This window comes from Stackebrandtia soli (assembly GCF_965137155.1).
GTDB classification, from domain to species: Bacteria; Actinomycetota; Actinomycetes; order Mycobacteriales; family Micromonosporaceae; genus Stackebrandtia; species Stackebrandtia soli.
The window spans coordinates 1-16,183 of the sequence record NZ_CBCRZX010000033.1 but is presented as its reverse complement, the minus strand read 5'-3'; the positions used below and the strand labels follow the sequence as shown (position 1 = coordinate 16,183).

19 protein-coding genes and 1 pseudogene are annotated in these 16,183 nt (G+C 66.8%); 6 read left to right on the top strand and 14 right to left on the bottom strand.

Annotation, left to right across the window (positions count from 1 at the left end):
• Nucleotides 1-32: 32 nt before the first annotated feature.
• The 4 genes from qcrB to ctaE all read right to left on the bottom strand — a co-directional run bounded on the left by qcrB (nt 33) and on the right by ctaE (nt 4,219).
• Nucleotides 33-1,625: a cytochrome bc1 complex cytochrome b subunit gene (qcrB, locus tag ACM9NP_RS17360; protein ID WP_415647767.1), complete on the bottom strand. Its 1,593-nt coding sequence runs from the start codon at nt 1,623-1,625 to the stop codon at nt 33-35.
• Nucleotides 1,626-1,628: 3 nt separating this feature from the next.
• Nucleotides 1,629-2,714 carry a cytochrome bc1 complex Rieske iron-sulfur subunit gene (qcrA, locus tag ACM9NP_RS17355; protein WP_415647766.1) on the bottom strand — a complete coding sequence of 362 codons (1,086 nt, stop codon included), beginning with the start codon at nt 2,712-2,714 and terminating at the stop codon, nt 1,629-1,631.
• Between the two features lie 3 nt (nt 2,715-2,717).
• Nucleotides 2,718-3,521, bottom strand: a complete 804-nt coding sequence (qcrC, locus tag ACM9NP_RS17350) for a cytochrome bc1 complex diheme cytochrome c subunit (protein ID WP_415647765.1) — start codon at nt 3,519-3,521, stop codon at nt 2,718-2,720.
• 95 nt (nt 3,522-3,616) lie between these two features.
• Nucleotides 3,617-4,219, bottom strand: coding sequence for an aa3-type cytochrome oxidase subunit III (ctaE, locus tag ACM9NP_RS17345; RefSeq protein WP_415647764.1), 603 nt, complete (start codon nt 4,217-4,219; stop codon nt 3,617-3,619).
• Nucleotides 4,220-4,527: 308 nt separating this feature from the next.
• Between ctaE and ACM9NP_RS17340 the strand changes: the two genes are divergently transcribed.
• From ACM9NP_RS17340 to ACM9NP_RS17325, 4 genes are all read left to right on the top strand, one after another.
• The gene (locus ACM9NP_RS17340) at nt 4,528-4,926 is read left to right on the top strand and encodes a helix-turn-helix domain-containing protein (protein ID WP_415647763.1); all 399 of its coding nucleotides are present in this window, start codon (nt 4,528-4,530) and stop codon (nt 4,924-4,926) included.
• Between the two features lie 71 nt (nt 4,927-4,997).
• Nucleotides 4,998-6,041: an anthranilate phosphoribosyltransferase gene (trpD, locus tag ACM9NP_RS17335; protein ID WP_415647762.1), complete on the top strand. Its 1,044-nt coding sequence runs from the start codon at nt 4,998-5,000 to the stop codon at nt 6,039-6,041.
• 66 nt (nt 6,042-6,107) lie between these two features.
• A complete protein-coding gene (locus ACM9NP_RS17330) occupies nt 6,108-6,653 on the top strand; it encodes an NUDIX hydrolase (protein ID WP_415647761.1) in 546 nt (181 codons plus the stop codon).
• Between the two features lie 55 nt (nt 6,654-6,708).
• On the top strand, nt 6,709-6,990 hold the full coding sequence (locus ACM9NP_RS17325) for an Lrp/AsnC family transcriptional regulator (RefSeq protein WP_415647760.1): 282 nt from the start codon (nt 6,709-6,711) through the stop codon (nt 6,988-6,990).
• A 198-nt stretch (nt 6,991-7,188) separates the two neighbouring features.
• Here ACM9NP_RS17325 and ACM9NP_RS17320 read toward each other — a convergent pair whose 3' ends face one another.
• From ACM9NP_RS17320 to ctaC, 6 genes are all read right to left on the bottom strand, one after another.
• On the bottom strand, nt 7,189-8,127 hold the full coding sequence (locus ACM9NP_RS17320; protein ID WP_415647759.1) for a hypothetical protein: 939 nt from the start codon (nt 8,125-8,127) through the stop codon (nt 7,189-7,191).
• Nucleotides 8,128-8,174: 47 nt separating this feature from the next.
• On the bottom strand, nt 8,175-8,609 hold the full coding sequence (locus tag ACM9NP_RS17315; protein WP_415647758.1) for an Rv0361 family membrane protein: 435 nt from the start codon (nt 8,607-8,609) through the stop codon (nt 8,175-8,177).
• 205 nt (nt 8,610-8,814) lie between these two features.
• The gene (locus ACM9NP_RS17310; protein ID WP_415647757.1) at nt 8,815-9,270 is read right to left on the bottom strand and encodes an Rv0361 family membrane protein; all 456 of its coding nucleotides are present in this window, start codon (nt 9,268-9,270) and stop codon (nt 8,815-8,817) included.
• A gap of 228 nt (nt 9,271-9,498) precedes the next feature.
• Nucleotides 9,499-10,149, bottom strand: a complete 651-nt coding sequence (locus ACM9NP_RS17305; RefSeq protein WP_415647756.1) for an Rv0361 family membrane protein — start codon at nt 10,147-10,149, stop codon at nt 9,499-9,501.
• A gap of 137 nt (nt 10,150-10,286) precedes the next feature.
• The gene (locus ACM9NP_RS17300; protein ID WP_415647755.1) at nt 10,287-10,712 is read right to left on the bottom strand and encodes a cytochrome c oxidase subunit 4; all 426 of its coding nucleotides are present in this window, start codon (nt 10,710-10,712) and stop codon (nt 10,287-10,289) included.
• A gap of 10 nt (nt 10,713-10,722) precedes the next feature.
• Nucleotides 10,723-11,613, bottom strand: a complete 891-nt coding sequence (ctaC, locus tag ACM9NP_RS17295; RefSeq protein WP_462933506.1) for an aa3-type cytochrome oxidase subunit II — start codon at nt 11,611-11,613, stop codon at nt 10,723-10,725.
• Between the two features lie 154 nt (nt 11,614-11,767).
• Here ctaC and ACM9NP_RS17290 point away from each other — a divergent pair, with 154 nt between their 5' ends.
• Nucleotides 11,768-12,904 carry a cysteine desulfurase family protein gene (locus ACM9NP_RS17290; RefSeq protein ID WP_415647754.1) on the top strand — a complete coding sequence of 379 codons (1,137 nt, stop codon included), beginning with the start codon at nt 11,768-11,770 and terminating at the stop codon, nt 12,902-12,904.
• 6 nt (nt 12,905-12,910) lie between these two features.
• Here ACM9NP_RS17290 and ACM9NP_RS17285 read toward each other — a convergent pair whose 3' ends face one another.
• A complete protein-coding gene (locus ACM9NP_RS17285; protein ID WP_415647753.1) occupies nt 12,911-13,390 on the bottom strand; it encodes an Lrp/AsnC family transcriptional regulator in 480 nt (159 codons plus the stop codon).
• Nucleotides 13,391-13,449: 59 nt separating this feature from the next.
• On the opposite strand from ACM9NP_RS17285, the gene ACM9NP_RS17280 reads away from it, so the two are divergent.
• On the top strand, nt 13,450-14,595 hold the full coding sequence (locus ACM9NP_RS17280; RefSeq protein ID WP_415647752.1) for a trans-sulfuration enzyme family protein: 1,146 nt from the start codon (nt 13,450-13,452) through the stop codon (nt 14,593-14,595).
• 290 nt (nt 14,596-14,885) lie between these two features.
• Here the strand turns inward: ACM9NP_RS17280 and ACM9NP_RS17275 are convergent, their stop codons facing one another.
• The 3 genes and pseudogenes from ACM9NP_RS17275 to ACM9NP_RS17265 form a co-directional block, all read right to left on the bottom strand.
• Nucleotides 14,886-15,377 carry a S24/S26 family peptidase gene (locus ACM9NP_RS17275; protein ID WP_415647751.1) on the bottom strand — a complete coding sequence of 164 codons (492 nt, stop codon included), beginning with the start codon at nt 15,375-15,377 and terminating at the stop codon, nt 14,886-14,888.
• Between the two features lie 298 nt (nt 15,378-15,675).
• A pseudogene (locus tag ACM9NP_RS17270) lies at nt 15,676-15,873 on the bottom strand (peptide ABC transporter ATP-binding protein); the annotation flags it as partial.
• 1 nt (nt 15,874) lies between these two features.
• Nucleotides 15,875-16,183 (bottom strand): oligopeptide/dipeptide ABC transporter ATP-binding protein (locus tag ACM9NP_RS17265; protein WP_415647794.1); only part of this gene is annotated, 309 nt, incomplete at both ends.

Here is a 16,183-nt window from a genome sequence, read left to right as displayed (position 1 = left end):
TGGCGTTTCACCGATACCGGTGAGGCGCGCTTCTAGTTCTTTCCGGCTCCGACCTCGCGGCGCGCGTCGTCGCCTTCGATCTCGGGGTTCGCCGGCACCTGCTCGATCGGCCTGAAGAAGCCCTTGACGGCTGGCGCAAGGGCGCCGACCCGGTTCATCTTCTTCGGAACGACCCAGCCGTTGTACTCCAGATCGGTGTGGCCGTGTTCGTCTGGCGCGGCCAGTGGCTGGTGCACCTCGTAGAACCGACCGTCGGCGTCCCGTTTCAGGATGCCGGTCTCGATGCCGTGCGCCAAGACCTCACGGTCGTGTTGCTGGAGACCGAGACAGATCCGGTGCGTGATGTAAAACGCCAGTGGCGGAATCACGATGAACCCGATTCGGCCGCCCCAGGTCATCGCGTTCAAGCTGATGTTGAACTTGTCGGCGATGACATCGTTCGCTCCGGTGATGGTCGTGATGAGCCACATCGAGGTGATCATCGCGCCGATGCCGGTGCGGGCGGGAGCGTCGCGGGGGCGCTGCAACAGGTTGTGGTGCGCGCGGTCCTTCGTGAAACGCCGCTCGAAGAACGGGTACCCGCCGAGCATGATCGAGACGATGCCCATGCCGAGCACACCTGGCCAGAACGCCGCCGGGATCGTGAACCCGAAGGCTCTCGTCTCCCACGCGGGGAACAGTCGCACCAGGCCGTCGAGGTACATGACGTAGAAGTCGGGCTGGCTACCCGACGACACGACGGCCGACTGGTATGGACCGAACAACCAGATCGGGTTGATCTGGAACAGGCCGCCCATCAACGCGATGACGGCGAAGACGAGCATGAAGAAACCGGCCTGCTTCGAGGCGTAGTTCGGGAACATGCGGTAGCCGACGACGTTGTGCTCGGTACGTCCCGGCCCAGGCCACTGCGTGTGCTTCTGGGCGAACACGAGACCGACGTGGATACCGATGAGCGCCAACAGGATGCCGGGGATCAGCAGCACATGGAGGATGTAGAACCGCGTGATGATGACGGTTCCGGGGAACTCCCCGCCGAACAGGGCGTGAGACACCCACGATCCGACCAGCGGCACCGATTCCATGATGCCGCCCATGATCCGCAGACCCGTGCCGGACAGTCCGTCGTCGGGGATGGTGTACCCGAAGAGGCCCTCCATGAAGCCGAGGAAGAACAGGCCGACACCGATGAGCCAGTTCGTCTCACGCGGCTTCCGGAACGCGCCCGTGAAGAAGACACGTCCCATGTGGACGAGGATGGCCGCCATGAAGAGCAGGGCTCCCCAGTGGTGCATCTGTCGGATGATCAGGCCACCGCGGATGTCGAACGAGATGTTCAGGGTGGACTCGTACGCCTTCGACATCTCGATTCCGCGCAGCGGAACGTAACTGCCGTCGTAGTGGACTTCGACCATCGACGGCTCGAAGAACAGGGCCAGGAAGGTACCCGTCAACAGCAGCACGATGAACGAGAACAACGCGATCTCGCCCAGGAGGAACGACCAGTGGTCCGGGAAGACCTTGGTCATCAACTTCCGCGCGGGCGACGCCAGCTTGAACCGGTCGTCGAGCTCGGTGCCGACCTTTCCGGGCAGCTGTTGCACATCGAATTTTCGACGCTTCATGTACTAGTCACGCTCCCAAAACGCGGGGCCGATGGGCACCTTGAAGTCCGACTTCGCGATGAAGAAGCCCTCCTCATCGACATCGAGCGGCAACTGCGGCAGGTGCCGCGTCGCCGGGCCGAAGATCGGCTTGGCGTTGTCGGTGATGAGGAACTGCGACTGGTGACACGGGCACAGCAGTCGGTTCGTCTGTTGTTCGTAGAGACTCGCCGGGCAACCCAGGTGGGTACAGATCTTCGAGTACGCGATGTAGTTGCCCCACTGGGCGCCCTCGTACATCTCGTACGCGTTCTCCCGGGCCACTTGGGCGTCCGCGTCGCGCAGGTGGATCAGCAGCGTCGGAGAGTCCGCGTGGACGTTGGTCGCACCGCCGGGGATCGCCGGGAAGACCGTGATCTGACCGCCGACGCTCACCATGTCCGGACGTACGAGCGTGCCGTCCTGCAGCATGAGCCGGACGGGGTGACCGTCGTTGAAGCGGTCGCCGTTGAAGCCCGTGATGTACAGGTCGTCCTTCGGGTCGACCAGCAGCGCGCCGAGCGGCGCGATCGCGGCGAGGCCGAGCGGGGCCGAACCGAACAACAACGCGCGCTTCAACAGCGGACGACGCTTGATGCCGATCTCGTCGACCATGTGGCTGACGGTGGCACCCGCGAGGATCTTGTTCTCCTCGGTGGAGCCGCCGTCGTGCCGGTCCTGAACGAGTTCCTCGACCGGCAGCAGCTTCTTCGACCAGGTGAGGATGCCGATGCCGAGGCCGGCGAGGGCGAGTCCGAGGCACAGGCCGAGCATCGGCGTGTACCACTTGCTCATCACCGAGGCGCCGCCGTACTCGTACTCCCACGGCCAGAACGCGTACACGGCGACGAAGCCGAGGGCACCCAACCCCGCGAGCGCGAAGAAGAACGCGATCGTGCGTTCGATGCGACGTTCGGCCTTGGTCCCGGGCTGCGCGAAAGCCGGTTCGTAGTGAAGGATCTCGATGCCGTCGCGGCGCAGACCCTCCTTGACGATCTCGAACTTCGTCAGCTTCGGATCGGTCACGTCGACCGCGTCCGCGTCGCGCGAATCGTGGTTATCCGCACTCATGGTTTAAGACTTCCCCGCAATCCACAGAGTAGCGACGGCCAGGGAGGCGATGCCCACGAGGAAGATCGCGAGGGCCTCAGTGGACGGGCCGAAACGGCCCAGACCCCAACCGCCGGGATCCTGGTCGGTGTTGACGTACTCGATGTAGGCGATGACGGCGGCCTTCTCGTCAGGAGTCAGCTGCGCGTCACCGAACACGGGCATGTTCTGCGGCCCGGTCAACATCGCCTGGTAAATGTCCATCGTGGACACATTGGCCAACGAGGGCGCGAACTTCCCGCTGGAGAGCGCGCCACCACCGGCACCGAAACCATGACAGCTCGAACAGTTGACGCGGAACAGCGCACCACCGTCGGCGAGGTCGGCGTTGGCGATCATCTCGTCCAAGTCGGCCTGGTCGGGACTCTCTGGGCCGCCACCGAGCTGCTGGATGTAAGCGGCGATGGCCTCGGCCTGAGCGGGGGTGAACACCGGGTCCTTGCGGACCGCCTGCGCATCCTGTCGCGCCATCGGCATGCGGCCGGAGTTGACCTGGAACTCGACGGCGGCGGAACCGATTCCGATGAGGCTGGGGCCGCGCCCCTCGACGCCCTGGGCGTTGGGGCCGTGACAGGTGATACAGCTCGTGTCGAAGAGGTCCTTGCCCTCTTCGGCCAGCTGCGTCAGCGACTCGGTGCTCTCATCGGCGTAGATACCGGGGGCGAAGGCCGTATACACACCGCCCACCAGGGCGAGCGCACCCACGAAACGGGCAAGCGTGCCGAGGCGTTTCCGCCACCGGTGTCGGCGTCTGGTTGGTGCAGCCACGGTTTTTGCCTCACCTTTTCGGTTAGTTCGGCGGCGTGCGCCGGAATCTCATGTAGTTGGTGTGCTCCACAGTGCCCGGTCGCCCGGGCGGCCAGTCACTTCAGGAAGTAGATCATGGCGAACAACGCGATCCAGACGACATCAACGAAGTGCCAGTAGTAGGACACGACGATGGCGGAGGTCGCCTGCGCGGGCGTGAACCGGCCCATGGTGGTTCGGATCAAGTAGATGACGAAGGCGACAAGACCACCGGCGACGTGCAGACCATGGAACCCGGTCGTCAGGTAGAACATGGAGCCGTAGCCGTCGGTACTGATCGTCAGTCCTTCGGAGACCAAGGTCCGATACTCGTTCGCCTGCCCGAGCACGAAGATCAGGCCCATCACGAATGTGAGGGTGAACCAACGTCGCAACCCGTGGACGTCACCGCGTTCGGCGGCGAACACGCCCATCTGGCACGTGAACGACGAGGCGATGAGTATCAAGGTGAACACCACCGCGTACCCGACATCCAGGTGCGGGGTGTGTTCAGCCCATAGTTCGGGTGCCGCCGCGCGGATCGAGAAGTACATCGCGAACAACGCAGCGAAAAACATCAGTTCGCTGGACAGCCAGACGATCGTGCCGACACTGACCATGTTGGGTCGTGTCAGGGAATGGATTCGCCTGGGATCAATGGTGGCTTCAGCCGCAGTCACGCGGTCATTATTGCCGCCGATCTTCTACGACGTGTGGCGGGGGGCGGATGCTCCGCGTGTCGCCGCAGAGGTTCGAGCCAAACCCCAGCGTACGGCCACCTCGGCCACGATACGGCGACCGGACCGTTACCAAGGGCGAGCGCGTCGGGTCGCGAGGATCGACGTCGTCGTGGCGGTACGCTCGCAGGAGACAGTGCCCGCTCGGTGGGGCGGCGTCGCCGGACGACGCCACCGATCAGGACACCGCGCTCGCCCGGCGCACGGGGGCGCGCTCGACCGTTGACCTCTGGCATGTGAAGGTTTCGTTCATGAACAGCACCTACACCGTTCTTCTCTACAGCGACAAACCGAAGGTGCGCGACGGCATGCGCTCGGCCATTGGGGACCGCCCCGTGCCGGACGTGTCCATCGAGTACCTGGAGGCGTCGGGCTACGACGAGGCGGTACGGCTGATCGACACCTTCGAGATCGACCTGATCCTTCTCGACGGCGAGGCGCAACCCGCTGGAGGCATGGGCATCGCCCGTCAGCTGCCCGACGAGTTCGACAACCCGCCGCTGACCTGCCTCGTCCTGGCGCGCGCCGCCGACAAGTGGCTCGCCGCCTGGTCCCGCGCCGACGCGACGCTCATGCACCCGCTCGACCCGATCCGCACCGGCGCCGAGGTCGTGGAGCTGCTGCGCTCCCGCTCCAGCGTCACCCGCTGAGGCCCGGCGACGAACACCCGCTCGTCCACTCCCCACATCACCGACCGCAGACCGTTAGAGGAGTTTCGGCAATGGTCGAGTACAGCTGGCCGCGAGTCCTGTCCGAGTTGCTGGAGCGCCGGGCGCTGCCCGCCGAGGCGACCGACTGGGTGATGACCGAGGTGATGTCAGGGGAGGCTTCGTCCGCCCAGCTGGCCGCGTTCGCGGTCCTCCTGCGCGCCAAGGGCGAGACCGCCGAGGAGATGACGGGCCTGGTCGCGGCGATGCTCGCGCGAACGGAACGACTCAAGCTCGGTTACGACTGCGCCGACGTCGTGGGCACCGGTGGCGATCGATCGCACACCGTCAATATCTCCACAATGGCTTCGATGGTCGTCGCCGGGTCGGGCGTTCCCGTCGTCAAGCACGGCAACCGCGCGGCCTCGTCGACATGCGGGTCGGCCGACCTGCTGGAGGTGCTCGGGATCCCGCTCAACCTGGGCCCGCAGGCCGTGACGCGGTGCGTCGAGGAGGCCGGCATCGGCTTCTGCTTCGCCGCACGCTTCCACCCCGGGATGCGGCACGCCGCCGCCCCCCGCCGGGAACTCGGGATTCCGACGGCCTTCAACTTCCTTGGGCCGCTGAGCAACCCGGCACAACCGCGGGCCGGGGCGATCGGCTGCGCCGACGTGCGCATGGCGCCGGTGATGGCGTCGGTCCTCGCCGACCGCGGGGCGAGCGCGCTCGTCGTCCGTGGTGAGGACGGTCTCGATGAGATGACGATCTCCGACGTGAGCCGCGTGTGGTTGGTCTCAAACGGTCAGGTCACCGAACATCTCGTCGACGCCCGGGAGCTCGATCTTCCGCGTGCGCCGCTGTCCGCGCTCGTCGGAGACACCGCCGCGTACAACTCGAGGGTCGCGCGGGAGGTGTTCGACGGCGAACTCGGTCCAGTGCGCGACGCGGTCGTGTTGAACGCCGCCGCGGCGATCGCGGCCTATGAGGGGCTGGACACCGACATCACCGACGACCTGCCCGGGGCGCTGCGACGCGGCATCGAGCGGGCCGTGACGGCGCTCGACTCGGGTGCCGTGGCACGGGTCCTGGAGTCCTGGGTCGCCGTCGCCAACGCCTGAGGCGGCGTCGATTGTGGGCGCGTGCCGCCCGTTGCCGGGGCACGGGACAACCTCTAGGCTGATCGGATGACCGACCGCCCGGCCGCCACCCGTAGACCGACATCGATATTGAGGTCTCTCGCGTACCGGGGCTTCTATCTCCTCCCGAAGTCGGTGAAGCGCCGCCTCGTGCGGTTGGCGACCCCCACGTACACACTGGGCGCCGTCATTCTCGTCTTCTCGCCCGATGAGTCGTCCATCCTGTTGCTCAAGCAACCCCCGGGCTTCGGTTGGGGCCTTCCCGCCGGTTTGCTGGACCGGGGCGAGCGCCCCGAGGAGACCGCGGTGCGGGAGCTCGCGGAGGAGACCGGCATCGTGCTGGACCGTTCGGCCGTGCGAGCGGCCACGCCGAACGCGGTCGTCCACACGCGAGGGCGTTGGGTCGACACCGTGTTCGTGGCGCATGTCGCGCCCGAGGAGGTCGAGTTGTTCGTGGACGGCGCCGAGGTGTGGGAGGCGCAGTGGTGGCCCGTGTCGGCCCTGCCGCCGATCACGGTCGCCGCCGCCCGACTCCTCGCCCACTACGAACTCGGTCCGTACGCGGACTACCCGCTCGCCGCGCGTCAGGACTGAGTGGCCGGGTTAGAGTCGACCCGTTCAGCGCCCACCAGCGAAGGAGTCCGCGACAGTGATCACCGCGATCGTGCTCATCGAGTGCGCCACCGATTCGATTCCCGAGGTGGCTCAGGCCATCGCCGAGCTTCCGGGCGTGAGCGAGGTGTACTCAACGGCCGGTGCGGTCGACCTCATCGCCGTGGTTCGAGTGCGGGACTTCGATCAGATCGCCGACGTCATCGCGGGCGGCATCAGCAAGGTGGACGGGGTCGCCGACACCGACACGCACATCGCGTTCCGCGCGTACTCCAAGCACGACCTGGAGTCGACCTTCGCGATCGGCTTCGAGGACTAGAGGTCGTCTCGTTCCTCAGATCCTGTGAGGCGGGGAAGTTCTGGCATACCGGTGTCGGCCATGCCTTCTGGCGTACCGAAGCACCGCGAAGGAGCTTCAACGAGGCGACGATGACCGTCGAAGCGTCCCAGCGTTCGACCCTGAACACCGCGACGCCACCGGAACCGATCCACCGGTCAACGGGACAACCTCTGAGGTTCAGCCGACGAGAGCCGCCAACGGCGCCGCTCCGATGCGCGTTGTCCCGGTCGTGGCGGTTTGATCCACGCAGCGACAGAGCGGGTGGACGGGCCATTCGCGGCGGCGCATTGACATCGAGGGACGCATCCGCAACGTGGTCGGACCGTCCACGACCTCGCCGTCGATGTGTTGCAGCGCCAGCGTCGTGGTGACGGCGACGGCCAACGCCTCGAGCGCGGCCTCCACCGTGGTGTCCGGCGCCTCCCCGAATCGAGCTCGGCTCCACTCGGGGTGCTCGTCACGGCAATGAAGTTCGACACAGTGGATGCACGGTGTGCGCCCGGGCACCACCAGCGGTCCGATATAGACGCTTCCTTCGAGGCTGTCGACGACGAGGTGTGGCAAGCCGCGACGGCGGTGCGCCTTGGCGGTCAGGGACGGGGGCTGCGAGGCGTTCACCACGATGCTGAAAGTCGGGATTCCATGGCGGTGGTCGGCACCGCTCCACACTCGACCCACCCCGGATCGTCGGAGTTCCTCGCACAAACGCGCCGACAACTCCCCCGCCCCGTTGACGAGCACGCGATGACCGCGACGTCGGGCCAGGACCGTACCCGCCGAGGAATCCCGGCGGTACGCCAATGCCAGCGCCTCCTGAGAGACGGCGAGGATACCGCCGGCCCCGCTCCCGGGCAGGGCGTCGGCGGCGACGAGCAGGTGGCGGCTCCGCAGCAGCCACCACAGGTCCTCCGCCTCGTCTCGCGGAACTCCGAGGCGCTCAGCGGCACGGAGATAGCCGCCATGATCGTTCCAGGCGCGAAGCGCGTTGATGAGGTCGGTCATGCGACCACCCGAGTGGTGGACCGTCACGGCCGTCTCCGGGTCCGCCCCCAGACGAAGTGCGTGCTCGGTGATGAGCGACATGGACAGTCCGGGAAGCAGTGTGTACGAGGCCATGTGACCATCCTGACAATGGTCACGTTAAGTGGCGGTAAAGTAACTTACTACTTGTCTCGCACTCGGACATCCGCCTTGCCGCACAGCTTCCAGGCCTCGTTCTCCCAGACCAGCGGGTAGGTGATGTCGGCGGTGTCGGCGCCCTGCTCGTCCTCGAGGGTCACCACGGCGTCGACGGTCGCGTGATCCCCGTCGATGCGTTCGGACTCCGGGTCGATCGTGTACTCGTACCGGATACGGGACTTCAGTTCGTCGATCTCTGCCTGAGGCGGTTCCGTGCCACCCCATTCGGCCCGTCGCTTCTCCTGGTTCTCCGCGCACAGGTAGTCGTACTGCGCCTTCAGATCGGCGCTCTTCTGCGCCGCGAGGTAGACCTCGAGGACCTCCGTGGGCGTCGACGAGGTCGGTTTGAGAACGAACACGAGGACCATGCCCACAATGGCCGCCAGGCTGACGGCGATCGCGACGCGGATGATGTTCATGCTGGCGCGGGATTTTCCCGGCTTGACGCCGACCGGTATGGGCTGACCCGGAAAGGACTGGGGGGAACCGGGATAAGTCATCGGGAGCCGCCCGGGGAACCCGTCATCAGAGTTGGCATGCGCTGACCTTAACGGGCACCCGCCAACGGATGTACATGTGTGGGGTGAGCCAGCGGAGAGCGAGCCCTGGGCCCACCCGGAGTCACTATTCGAAGTCGAAGCCGCAGACCTTCCAGCCGTCTTCCTGGATCAGCTGAACCGCGAGGGTCAGCGAATCGTCCGCCTCCCCCGTGACGACGACCGGCACGGTCGCCCGTTCGCCGGTGATCCGCTCGTCCCCGATCTCCCAGCTGAGGTCGACGTCCTCGGTGTCGGTGGGAATCAGGTCGCCGACCTCGGTGGTCGCCGGGTCGGACCGATGGTCTCGGCACGTCAACGCGTTGACCTCGTCGACGGTGGTCGCGTCGAAGTACTCCTCGACCACCTGACTCGGGGAACCGTTGCCGCCGACGAGTGTCAGCGCGATGGTGATGAGCACGGCGACGAGAACGACCATCGCGCCGACCCCGAAGAACAGTGGAGCCTTCTTCTTCGCGGGTGGTGTCAGGCCGTCGGGCTCACCGTCGGAATCGAGTCGCTGTCCTTGCGAGGGGTTGCTCAAGACATGGCTCCTGGATATGAGGGTGGGGCCCGCGGGCATTCCGCGTGCCCCACCTACAGCTCTTGGAGAGTGCCCCGTCACCCCGACACTCGCGCGCGGCGCGTGGCAGGGCGTCACTCGAGAAGACGGAGAACTCCCACATACCCGTGTCGTATGCGGGAGTTCCGACGACGCGGGCCGACGGCGCCTAGAACCGGCGCGATCGATCCGTCGCGTGAAGGACGGCGACTACAGTTCGAAGTCGAAGCCGCAGACCTTCCAACCGTCTTCCTGAATCAGCTCGAAGGTGATCGTCATCGGCTCACCATCCACAGTGGCATTCACCGGGACGCTGGCATTGTCGCCGTCGATCGTCTCGTCGCCGAGGGTCCAGCTGACCTCGGTTCCCTCCGCCTGGGACGGAACGACGTCGCCGAGGTTCTCGACCGTCGCCGGGTCGATCTGCTGCGCATCGCACGACAGGTCGTTGATCTCCTCGACGGTGGAGGCGTTGAGGTAGTCGTCGACGACACCGCTCGGAGAGCCGCCCCCGCCCAGAGTCAGAACGAGCACGACGACGACGCCGATCAGAACGAGGCCACCCACACCGAGACCGATGAACAGGGGAGTCTTGCTCTTCTGCGGCTGCTGCGGCGGCAGGAAGCTCGGCGACTGACCGCCATAGCCGGGCTGCTGCTGATATCCACCCGGCTGTCCCTGCGGCGAGTAGTTGGGCTGCTGGCCATAGCCAGACTGAGGAGTCTGACCGTGACCCGGCTGTTGACCGTATCCGGGCTGCTGGCCGTACCCCGGTTGCTGACCGTAACCCGGCTGGCCCTGGTAACCACCGGGCTGCTGGTTGGGGTCGGGATACTGTCCGCCTGGTGGCGGGTAGCTCATGAGATTTCTCCGTCCATTATGACCTAAGCGTGCTCGCGTACCGGTGGCTGCCATTGGCGGATGCACAAACGACTCATCCACCAATGGATAAGAAACCATTGGTGGATGAAGCATTGCCGACGGAGAGAACCCAGAGACTATTGGGGTCCGAGTTTGCGGGTTCCGGTGTAGTACTCGAAGATCAGGCCACTCGCCGAGACGATGACGGCGATGCCGCCGATCGCGATGATCCACCACTGCCAGAACACGACACCGATACCCGTGACGGACGCGCACAGCGCGACGCCGAAGGGCCAGTAGCTTCCGGGAGAGAAGAATCCGACCTCACCGGCGGCGTCGGCGATCTCGCCGTCGGCGCGGTCCTCGGGCCGGAGGTCCATCCGCCTGGCGATGAAGGCGAAGAAGCCCCAGCACATCGCGGTCAGGGTTCCCGTCAGGATCAGCGCGACGAAACCGATGTACTCGATGGTGCCGCCGTCGTACCAGGTCCACCAGCCGTAGATGCCGGCGAACAGGTACATGCAGGCCGTGAAAATTCCGAAGATGTGCGACTCAGTCTTCATCGGTGATCCTCTAGCTCGCCTTGCCCGAGTTGGGCTTGGTGTCGAACGGCTTCGTCGTCGTCGCGAACGGCTCCTGGCCGATGGCCTCCAGCGCCTCCGGCGTCGACATGCCGTCCACGCGGTGGGCCAGGAACTCGTCGTAGTCCTCGCTGGACACCGCGCGCAGTTCGAAGTTCATCATCGAGTGGTACGCCCCGCAGAGCTCGGCGCAACGTCCGACGTACGCGCCCTCCTGCGTGATCGTGACCTCGAACTGGTTGTTGAAGCCCGGCATGACATCGCGCTTGAACAGCAGGTCCGGCACCCAGAACGAGTGAATGACGTCGTTGGAGACCTCCGTGAAGAGGATGGTCTCGTCGGTGGGAACCACCAGCACGGGAATGTAGTCGCTGTTGCCGACCGTCGCGACCGGACGCCCGGGGCCGTCACCGTCGGGGTCGGTCTCCGGGTAGGAGAACTCCCAGTTCCACTTGAACGCCGTCAAGGTGATCTCGCGGTCGGGGTTCTCGCTGATCTTGTTGACGTCGGTCTGGATCACGGCGGTGAAGTAGAACAGCACCGCGATGACGACGAACGGCGTCACCGTGAACAGCATCTCGATCGGCAGGTTGTAGCGCGTCTGCACCGGAAGCTCGTCGCTCTTCTTGCGGTAGCGGATGACGCACCAGAAGATGAGGCCCCACACGAAGACCCCGACGGCGAGGGCGGCGATCGCCGAACCGATCCACATGTTGAACATCTGTTCCGACTGTGGAGTCGGCAAGCGCTGTGGCCACCCGAAGGCGAAGGCATCCGAGACGGTGCATCCGGCCAACAAGGGCACGAGCATGCCGAGGGAGACGGCGATACCGAGGGTGCGGCGCGCCTTGCGCGAAGCCGCAGACGACTGGCTTTCGACCACCTGCTCAAGCCTTTCTGGGCAGTCACTGTTGCGGTACAGTGTGGGCACACCACACCTCTCCGCACTGGCGAGACGGGTGTGAGCCTACTTGGCGGCGGCGCTGTTGTGGGGCCAGGGGGGTGCGTTCTTCGACAGCGTGTCGTTGAATAGGGCAATGACCTCCATTTATCTCGACGCGGCCACCGCCGCGCCTCTGCATCCGGTCGCTCACCAGGCACTCCAGGCCGCCGCGGACGACGGCTGGCACGACCCGTCACGCCTATATGGACGTGGCCGGGCGGCCCGGCGACTCCTCGACGCGGCCCGCGAGACGGTCGCCGACGTGCTCGGAGTCACCGCGCCCGAGGTGTCGTTCACCGCCAACGGCACGGCCGCGATCGCCACCGGCATCGCCGGGGCGTTGTCGGCGAACCGCCGCCGGGGAGACGTCCTGGTGCACGGCGCCGTCGAGCACTCGGCGGTCCTGCGGGCGGCCGCCCTGCACACCGACGCCGGGGGAAGGCGCACGTCGATCGGGGTGTCGCGAACCGGTCGCGTCGACGTCGACGCGATCGAGGCGGCCGTCGCCGAGGGAGACGTCGCGCTCGTCGCCGTACAGAGCGCCAACCACGAGGTCGGCACGCGGCAACCGATCGCGCGGATCGCGGAGGTCGTCGAAGGCGCTCCACTGTTCGTCGACGCGGCCGCCAGCCTCGGACACGACGCCGTCGGCGACCACTGGTCGATCCTCGCCGCCAGCGCGCACAAGTGGGGAGGTCCGTCGGGCGTCGGCGTGCTCGCGATTCGCAAGGGGGTCCGGTGGCACAGCCCCGACGGTTTCGACGGGCACCGGGCCGAGACGCCCGGCGGGCTCGACATACCCGCGATCGTCGCGGCGGCGGCGGCGCTACGAGCGGTCGAGACGGAGCGGAACACCGAGACGGACCGGCAACGCGCCATGGTCGACCGGCTCCGACACGAGGTCCCCGCCGTGGTGCCCTATGTGGAGGTCGTGGGCGACCCGGAGGACCGGCTGCCGCACATCGTCACCTTCTCCTATCCGTTCGAGAGCGGCGAACCGCTCATGCTCGAGCTGGACCGGGAGGGGTTCGCCGTCTCGGCGGGTTCGGCCTGCTCGGCGTCGCGGCTGCGCCCGTCACACGTGCTCGAGGAGATGGGCGTGCTGGCGACCGGAAGCATTCGCGTTTCCCTGCATCCGGGCGTCACCGAGGAGGACGTCGATCGCTTCACGGAGACGCTGGCGCGCGTCGTGGCCCGGCTGCGCGACGACGCCGGAGCCACCGACCTGTGATGCGCGTCAGCGAGATTCGGCGGGCAACAACGGCGGCCCCGGCCACTCCTCGTAGATCAGGTTCGTCGTCACCGACGCCACCTCGGTTCGCGCCGTGAACTCGTCGAGCACGACCCGCTGGAGATCCGAGACGTCCGTGACGGCCACGTGCACGAGGAAGTCCTCGCGCCCGGTCACGTGGTAAAGCGCCCGCACCTGGGGCAACGCGCGCACGGCCGCGACGAAACCGGCGACGACCGGACGGCGATGCGGACGCAGCGTGACGGCCAGGAAGGCCTGGAGCCCACGGCCCAGCCGGGCCGGATCGAGGCGCACGGTGTATCCGATGATCACGCCCGCCGCGCGCAGCCGCGCGACCCGGTCCATGCACGTCGACGGGGCGATCCCGGCGGCCGCCGCGAGGTCGCGGTTCGTCGTCCGGGCATCGTTCTGCAAAACCCGAAGAATCGTCAGGTCCACCGAATCCATGCTGATGCTTTCGGCCATGAACCGAATATTATTCGGACGATCGCCTGTTCGACCGCACCTGTCGCCATCCTGACGTCATGACGCACTCCCTCAGCACCAGAGCCGTCCACGCCGGGCGCGACGACCTGCTCGACCTCGGCGTGCACGCTCCCCCGCTCGACCTGTCCACGACGTATCCGGCCGTCGACTGTGGCCTGGAAGCGGACCGCATCGCCGCGTTCGCCGCCGGCGGTCAACCGCCCGGATCACCCCTGTACTCACGGCTCCACAATCCGACCGTCGCCCGATTCGAGACCGCGATCGCCGCGTTGGAGACGGCGGACGCCGCGGTCGCGTTCGGCAGCGGCATGGCTGCCCTGTCGGCGTGTCTGCTCGCGGTCGCCCACGCCGGCCGGCCGCACGTCGTCGCCGTCCGCCCGCTGTACGGCGGCAGCGATCACCTCCTGAACTCCGGGCTCCTGGGCACCAGCGTCGACTGGGTCGAGCCCGAGGGCGTCGCCGCCGCGATCCGGCCGGACACCGGCCTCGTCGTGATCGAGACCCCCGCGAATCCGACGCTCGTGGAGATCGACATCGCGAAACTCGCCGAGGACTGCGGGAACGTACCGCTCCTGGTGGACAACACCGTCGCGACACCGGTGCTGCAACGCCCCATCGAGCACGGCGCGGCGGTCGTCGTCCACAGTGCCACCAAGTTCCTCGGCGGGCACGGCGACGTCCTCGGCGGCGTCGTCTGCTGCGCCGAGGAGTTCGCGGCACGGGTACGCCAGATCCGCGTCGTGACCGGGGCGGTCCTGCATCCGCTCGGCGGCTATCTACTGCATCGGGGACTCACCACCCTGCCGCTGCGGGTACGCGCGCAACAGGCCACGGCGGAGGAGCTGGCACGTCGGCTCGGCGAGCACGACCGCGTGGCCCGCGTGTACTACCCGGGTCTCGACCGGGACCGTCCGAAGCAGATGGACGGCGGCGGCGCGCTGCTGTCGTTCGACGTCACCGGGGACGCGGCGCGGGTCGTCTCCGCGGTCCGGCTCGTCACGCCGGCCGTCAGCCTCGGCAGCGTGGACACCCTCATCCAGCACCCGGCGTCGTTGACGCATCGCGTCGTCGACGAGATCGATCGGGAGGCCGGAGGCGTCACCTCGGCCATGCTGCGCCTGTCGATCGGTCTGGAAGACGTGGATGACCTCTGGGCCGACCTCGAACGCGCCCTGGCCGCCTGAAACGGTTGTGGGAACTCGGTTTCCGACGCTTCACGGCGTGGTCGGCGCCCCTGCACCGTAATCCGGCACGCGGGGGCGTCGAGGACCGACCCCTCCACCCCGAGCCGTGCGACGAAGGATTCCCACGCCCAGGACCGTCCGTCGCCTCGCCCCGAACGTGCGAGGCGGTCGGACGGATGTCGCCGGATCCACGACCGGCCAAGGGATCGCGAGCCCAACGGACCTTGGTCGCCGGCCATCCGTACCGGACGCCCGCCGTCGCCGCCTCTTTCGGAGCGACGGATTCCCGGCTACACGACGGCGACCTCGGTCGGCGTCTCCTGTGTGGACAACTTGCGCACCTGAACCCCGAGCACGCGGTCGATCGGGCATGGACCGTACTGCACGGAATCGCGGCTTCGAGGATGGTCGCCGAGCACGATGACGTGACCATCCGGGACCTGGCCGTGCCGCCCCAGTCTCGCGGGGAACGGTTCCCCGGAGACGGCGGCGACGCGCTTGATGCACCAGCCCTCACCGGCCAGGTCGACCTCCTTCGGGGGAGGCCCCGACCATCCCGTCTCGGGATCGGGTTCGGCGACCACGACGATGCGACCCCGCGAGACGCCGGCGACCCCCCGTCGCACCAACACCTTCTGGCCGGGGTACAGGGCGGGCGACATGCTCATGCCATCCACTGTGATCACCACGAAGTTCCGGCGCACCCACGTCGAACCCGCGATCGCCCCGAGCAGGGCCCCCGCCCCCATCATCGCCGCGCCCAACCATCGATTCCGCGTCATGGCTGCCGATTCTAGAGGTAGTGCCGTCCTATCCCAGGTCCCGCGAGACGCGTGTCAGGGCAGGCGTGGCGGCTCGCACGTGTGGAGCTCGGCCCGCACGGGGGCCGGATCCTCGGTGGCCCAATGAATCGCCGGATGTCGGCCCCGATCCGGACTCGACATCCGATCGGGGAGAGCGGGCACCACGACGAACCGGCCCGCGCTCCCGAAGGAGTGCGGACCGGTTCGGTCGAGCCTCCAGATCGGACTCTCATCGTCCGATCCGCGTGTTCAGTTCGTCGAGCTCTAAGCGGAGCCGCTAGTCGACGGCGTGGATGACGTCCTTCTTCTGCGCGAAGTGACAGGCCACCGGGTGGTTGCCGTTCTCGCGAACGACGGGCTCGGGAATGTCGTTCTTGCAGATGTCGGGGGCCTGTTCGGCGGCCGGGACGGTCTCCTTGTCCTCATCAGACGCCGTCTTCGCCCACTCCTCACGCGCCTTGAAACACCGCGTCCGNAACCGACACCCCGACGGAGGATTCGCCGGCGACGGCACATCCCCCTCCAACACGATCTCCACCCGCTGACCACGCAACGACGGATCCGGCACCGGCACCGCCGACAACAACGCCTGCGTATACGGATGCATGGAGTTCTCGTAGACGTCGTCCTCGGTACCTACCTCGGCCACACGCCCGAGGTACATGACCGCGACGCGGTCGGCGATATGACGAACCACCGACAAATCATGCGCGATGAAAATATAGGACAGACCCAACTCATCCTGAAGCTCCTCAAGAAGATTGATCACCTGCCCCTGAATCGAC

Coding starts and splice junctions, on each gene's coding strand:
- qcrB (WP_415647767.1), bottom strand. CDS start 1,625: ATGAAGCGTCGAAAATTCGATGTGCAACAGCTGCCCGGAAAGGTCGGC.
- qcrA (WP_415647766.1), bottom strand. CDS start 2,714: ATGAGTGCGGATAACCACGATTCGCGCGACGCGGACGCGGTCGACGTG.
- ACM9NP_RS17340 (WP_415647763.1), top strand. CDS start 4,528: ATGAACAGCACCTACACCGTTCTTCTCTACAGCGACAAACCGAAGGTG.
- trpD (WP_415647762.1), top strand. CDS start 4,998: ATGGTCGAGTACAGCTGGCCGCGAGTCCTGTCCGAGTTGCTGGAGCGC.
- ACM9NP_RS17330 (WP_415647761.1), top strand. CDS start 6,108: ATGACCGACCGCCCGGCCGCCACCCGTAGACCGACATCGATATTGAGG.
- ACM9NP_RS17320 (WP_415647759.1), bottom strand. CDS start 8,127: ATGGCCTCGTACACACTGCTTCCCGGACTGTCCATGTCGCTCATCACC.
- ACM9NP_RS17315 (WP_415647758.1), bottom strand. CDS start 8,609: ATGAACATCATCCGCGTCGCGATCGCCGTCAGCCTGGCGGCCATTGTG.
- ACM9NP_RS17305 (WP_415647756.1), bottom strand. CDS start 10,149: ATGAGCTACCCGCCACCAGGCGGACAGTATCCCGACCCCAACCAGCAG.
- ACM9NP_RS17300 (WP_415647755.1), bottom strand. CDS start 10,712: ATGAAGACTGAGTCGCACATCTTCGGAATTTTCACGGCCTGCATGTAC.
- ACM9NP_RS17290 (WP_415647754.1), top strand. CDS start 11,768: ATGACCTCCATTTATCTCGACGCGGCCACCGCCGCGCCTCTGCATCCG.
- ACM9NP_RS17285 (WP_415647753.1), bottom strand. CDS start 13,390: ATGGCCGAAAGCATCAGCATGGATTCGGTGGACCTGACGATTCTTCGG.
- ACM9NP_RS17280 (WP_415647752.1), top strand. CDS start 13,450: ATGACGCACTCCCTCAGCACCAGAGCCGTCCACGCCGGGCGCGACGAC.
- ACM9NP_RS17275 (WP_415647751.1), bottom strand. CDS start 15,377: ATGACGCGGAATCGATGGTTGGGCGCGGCGATGATGGGGGCGGGGGCC.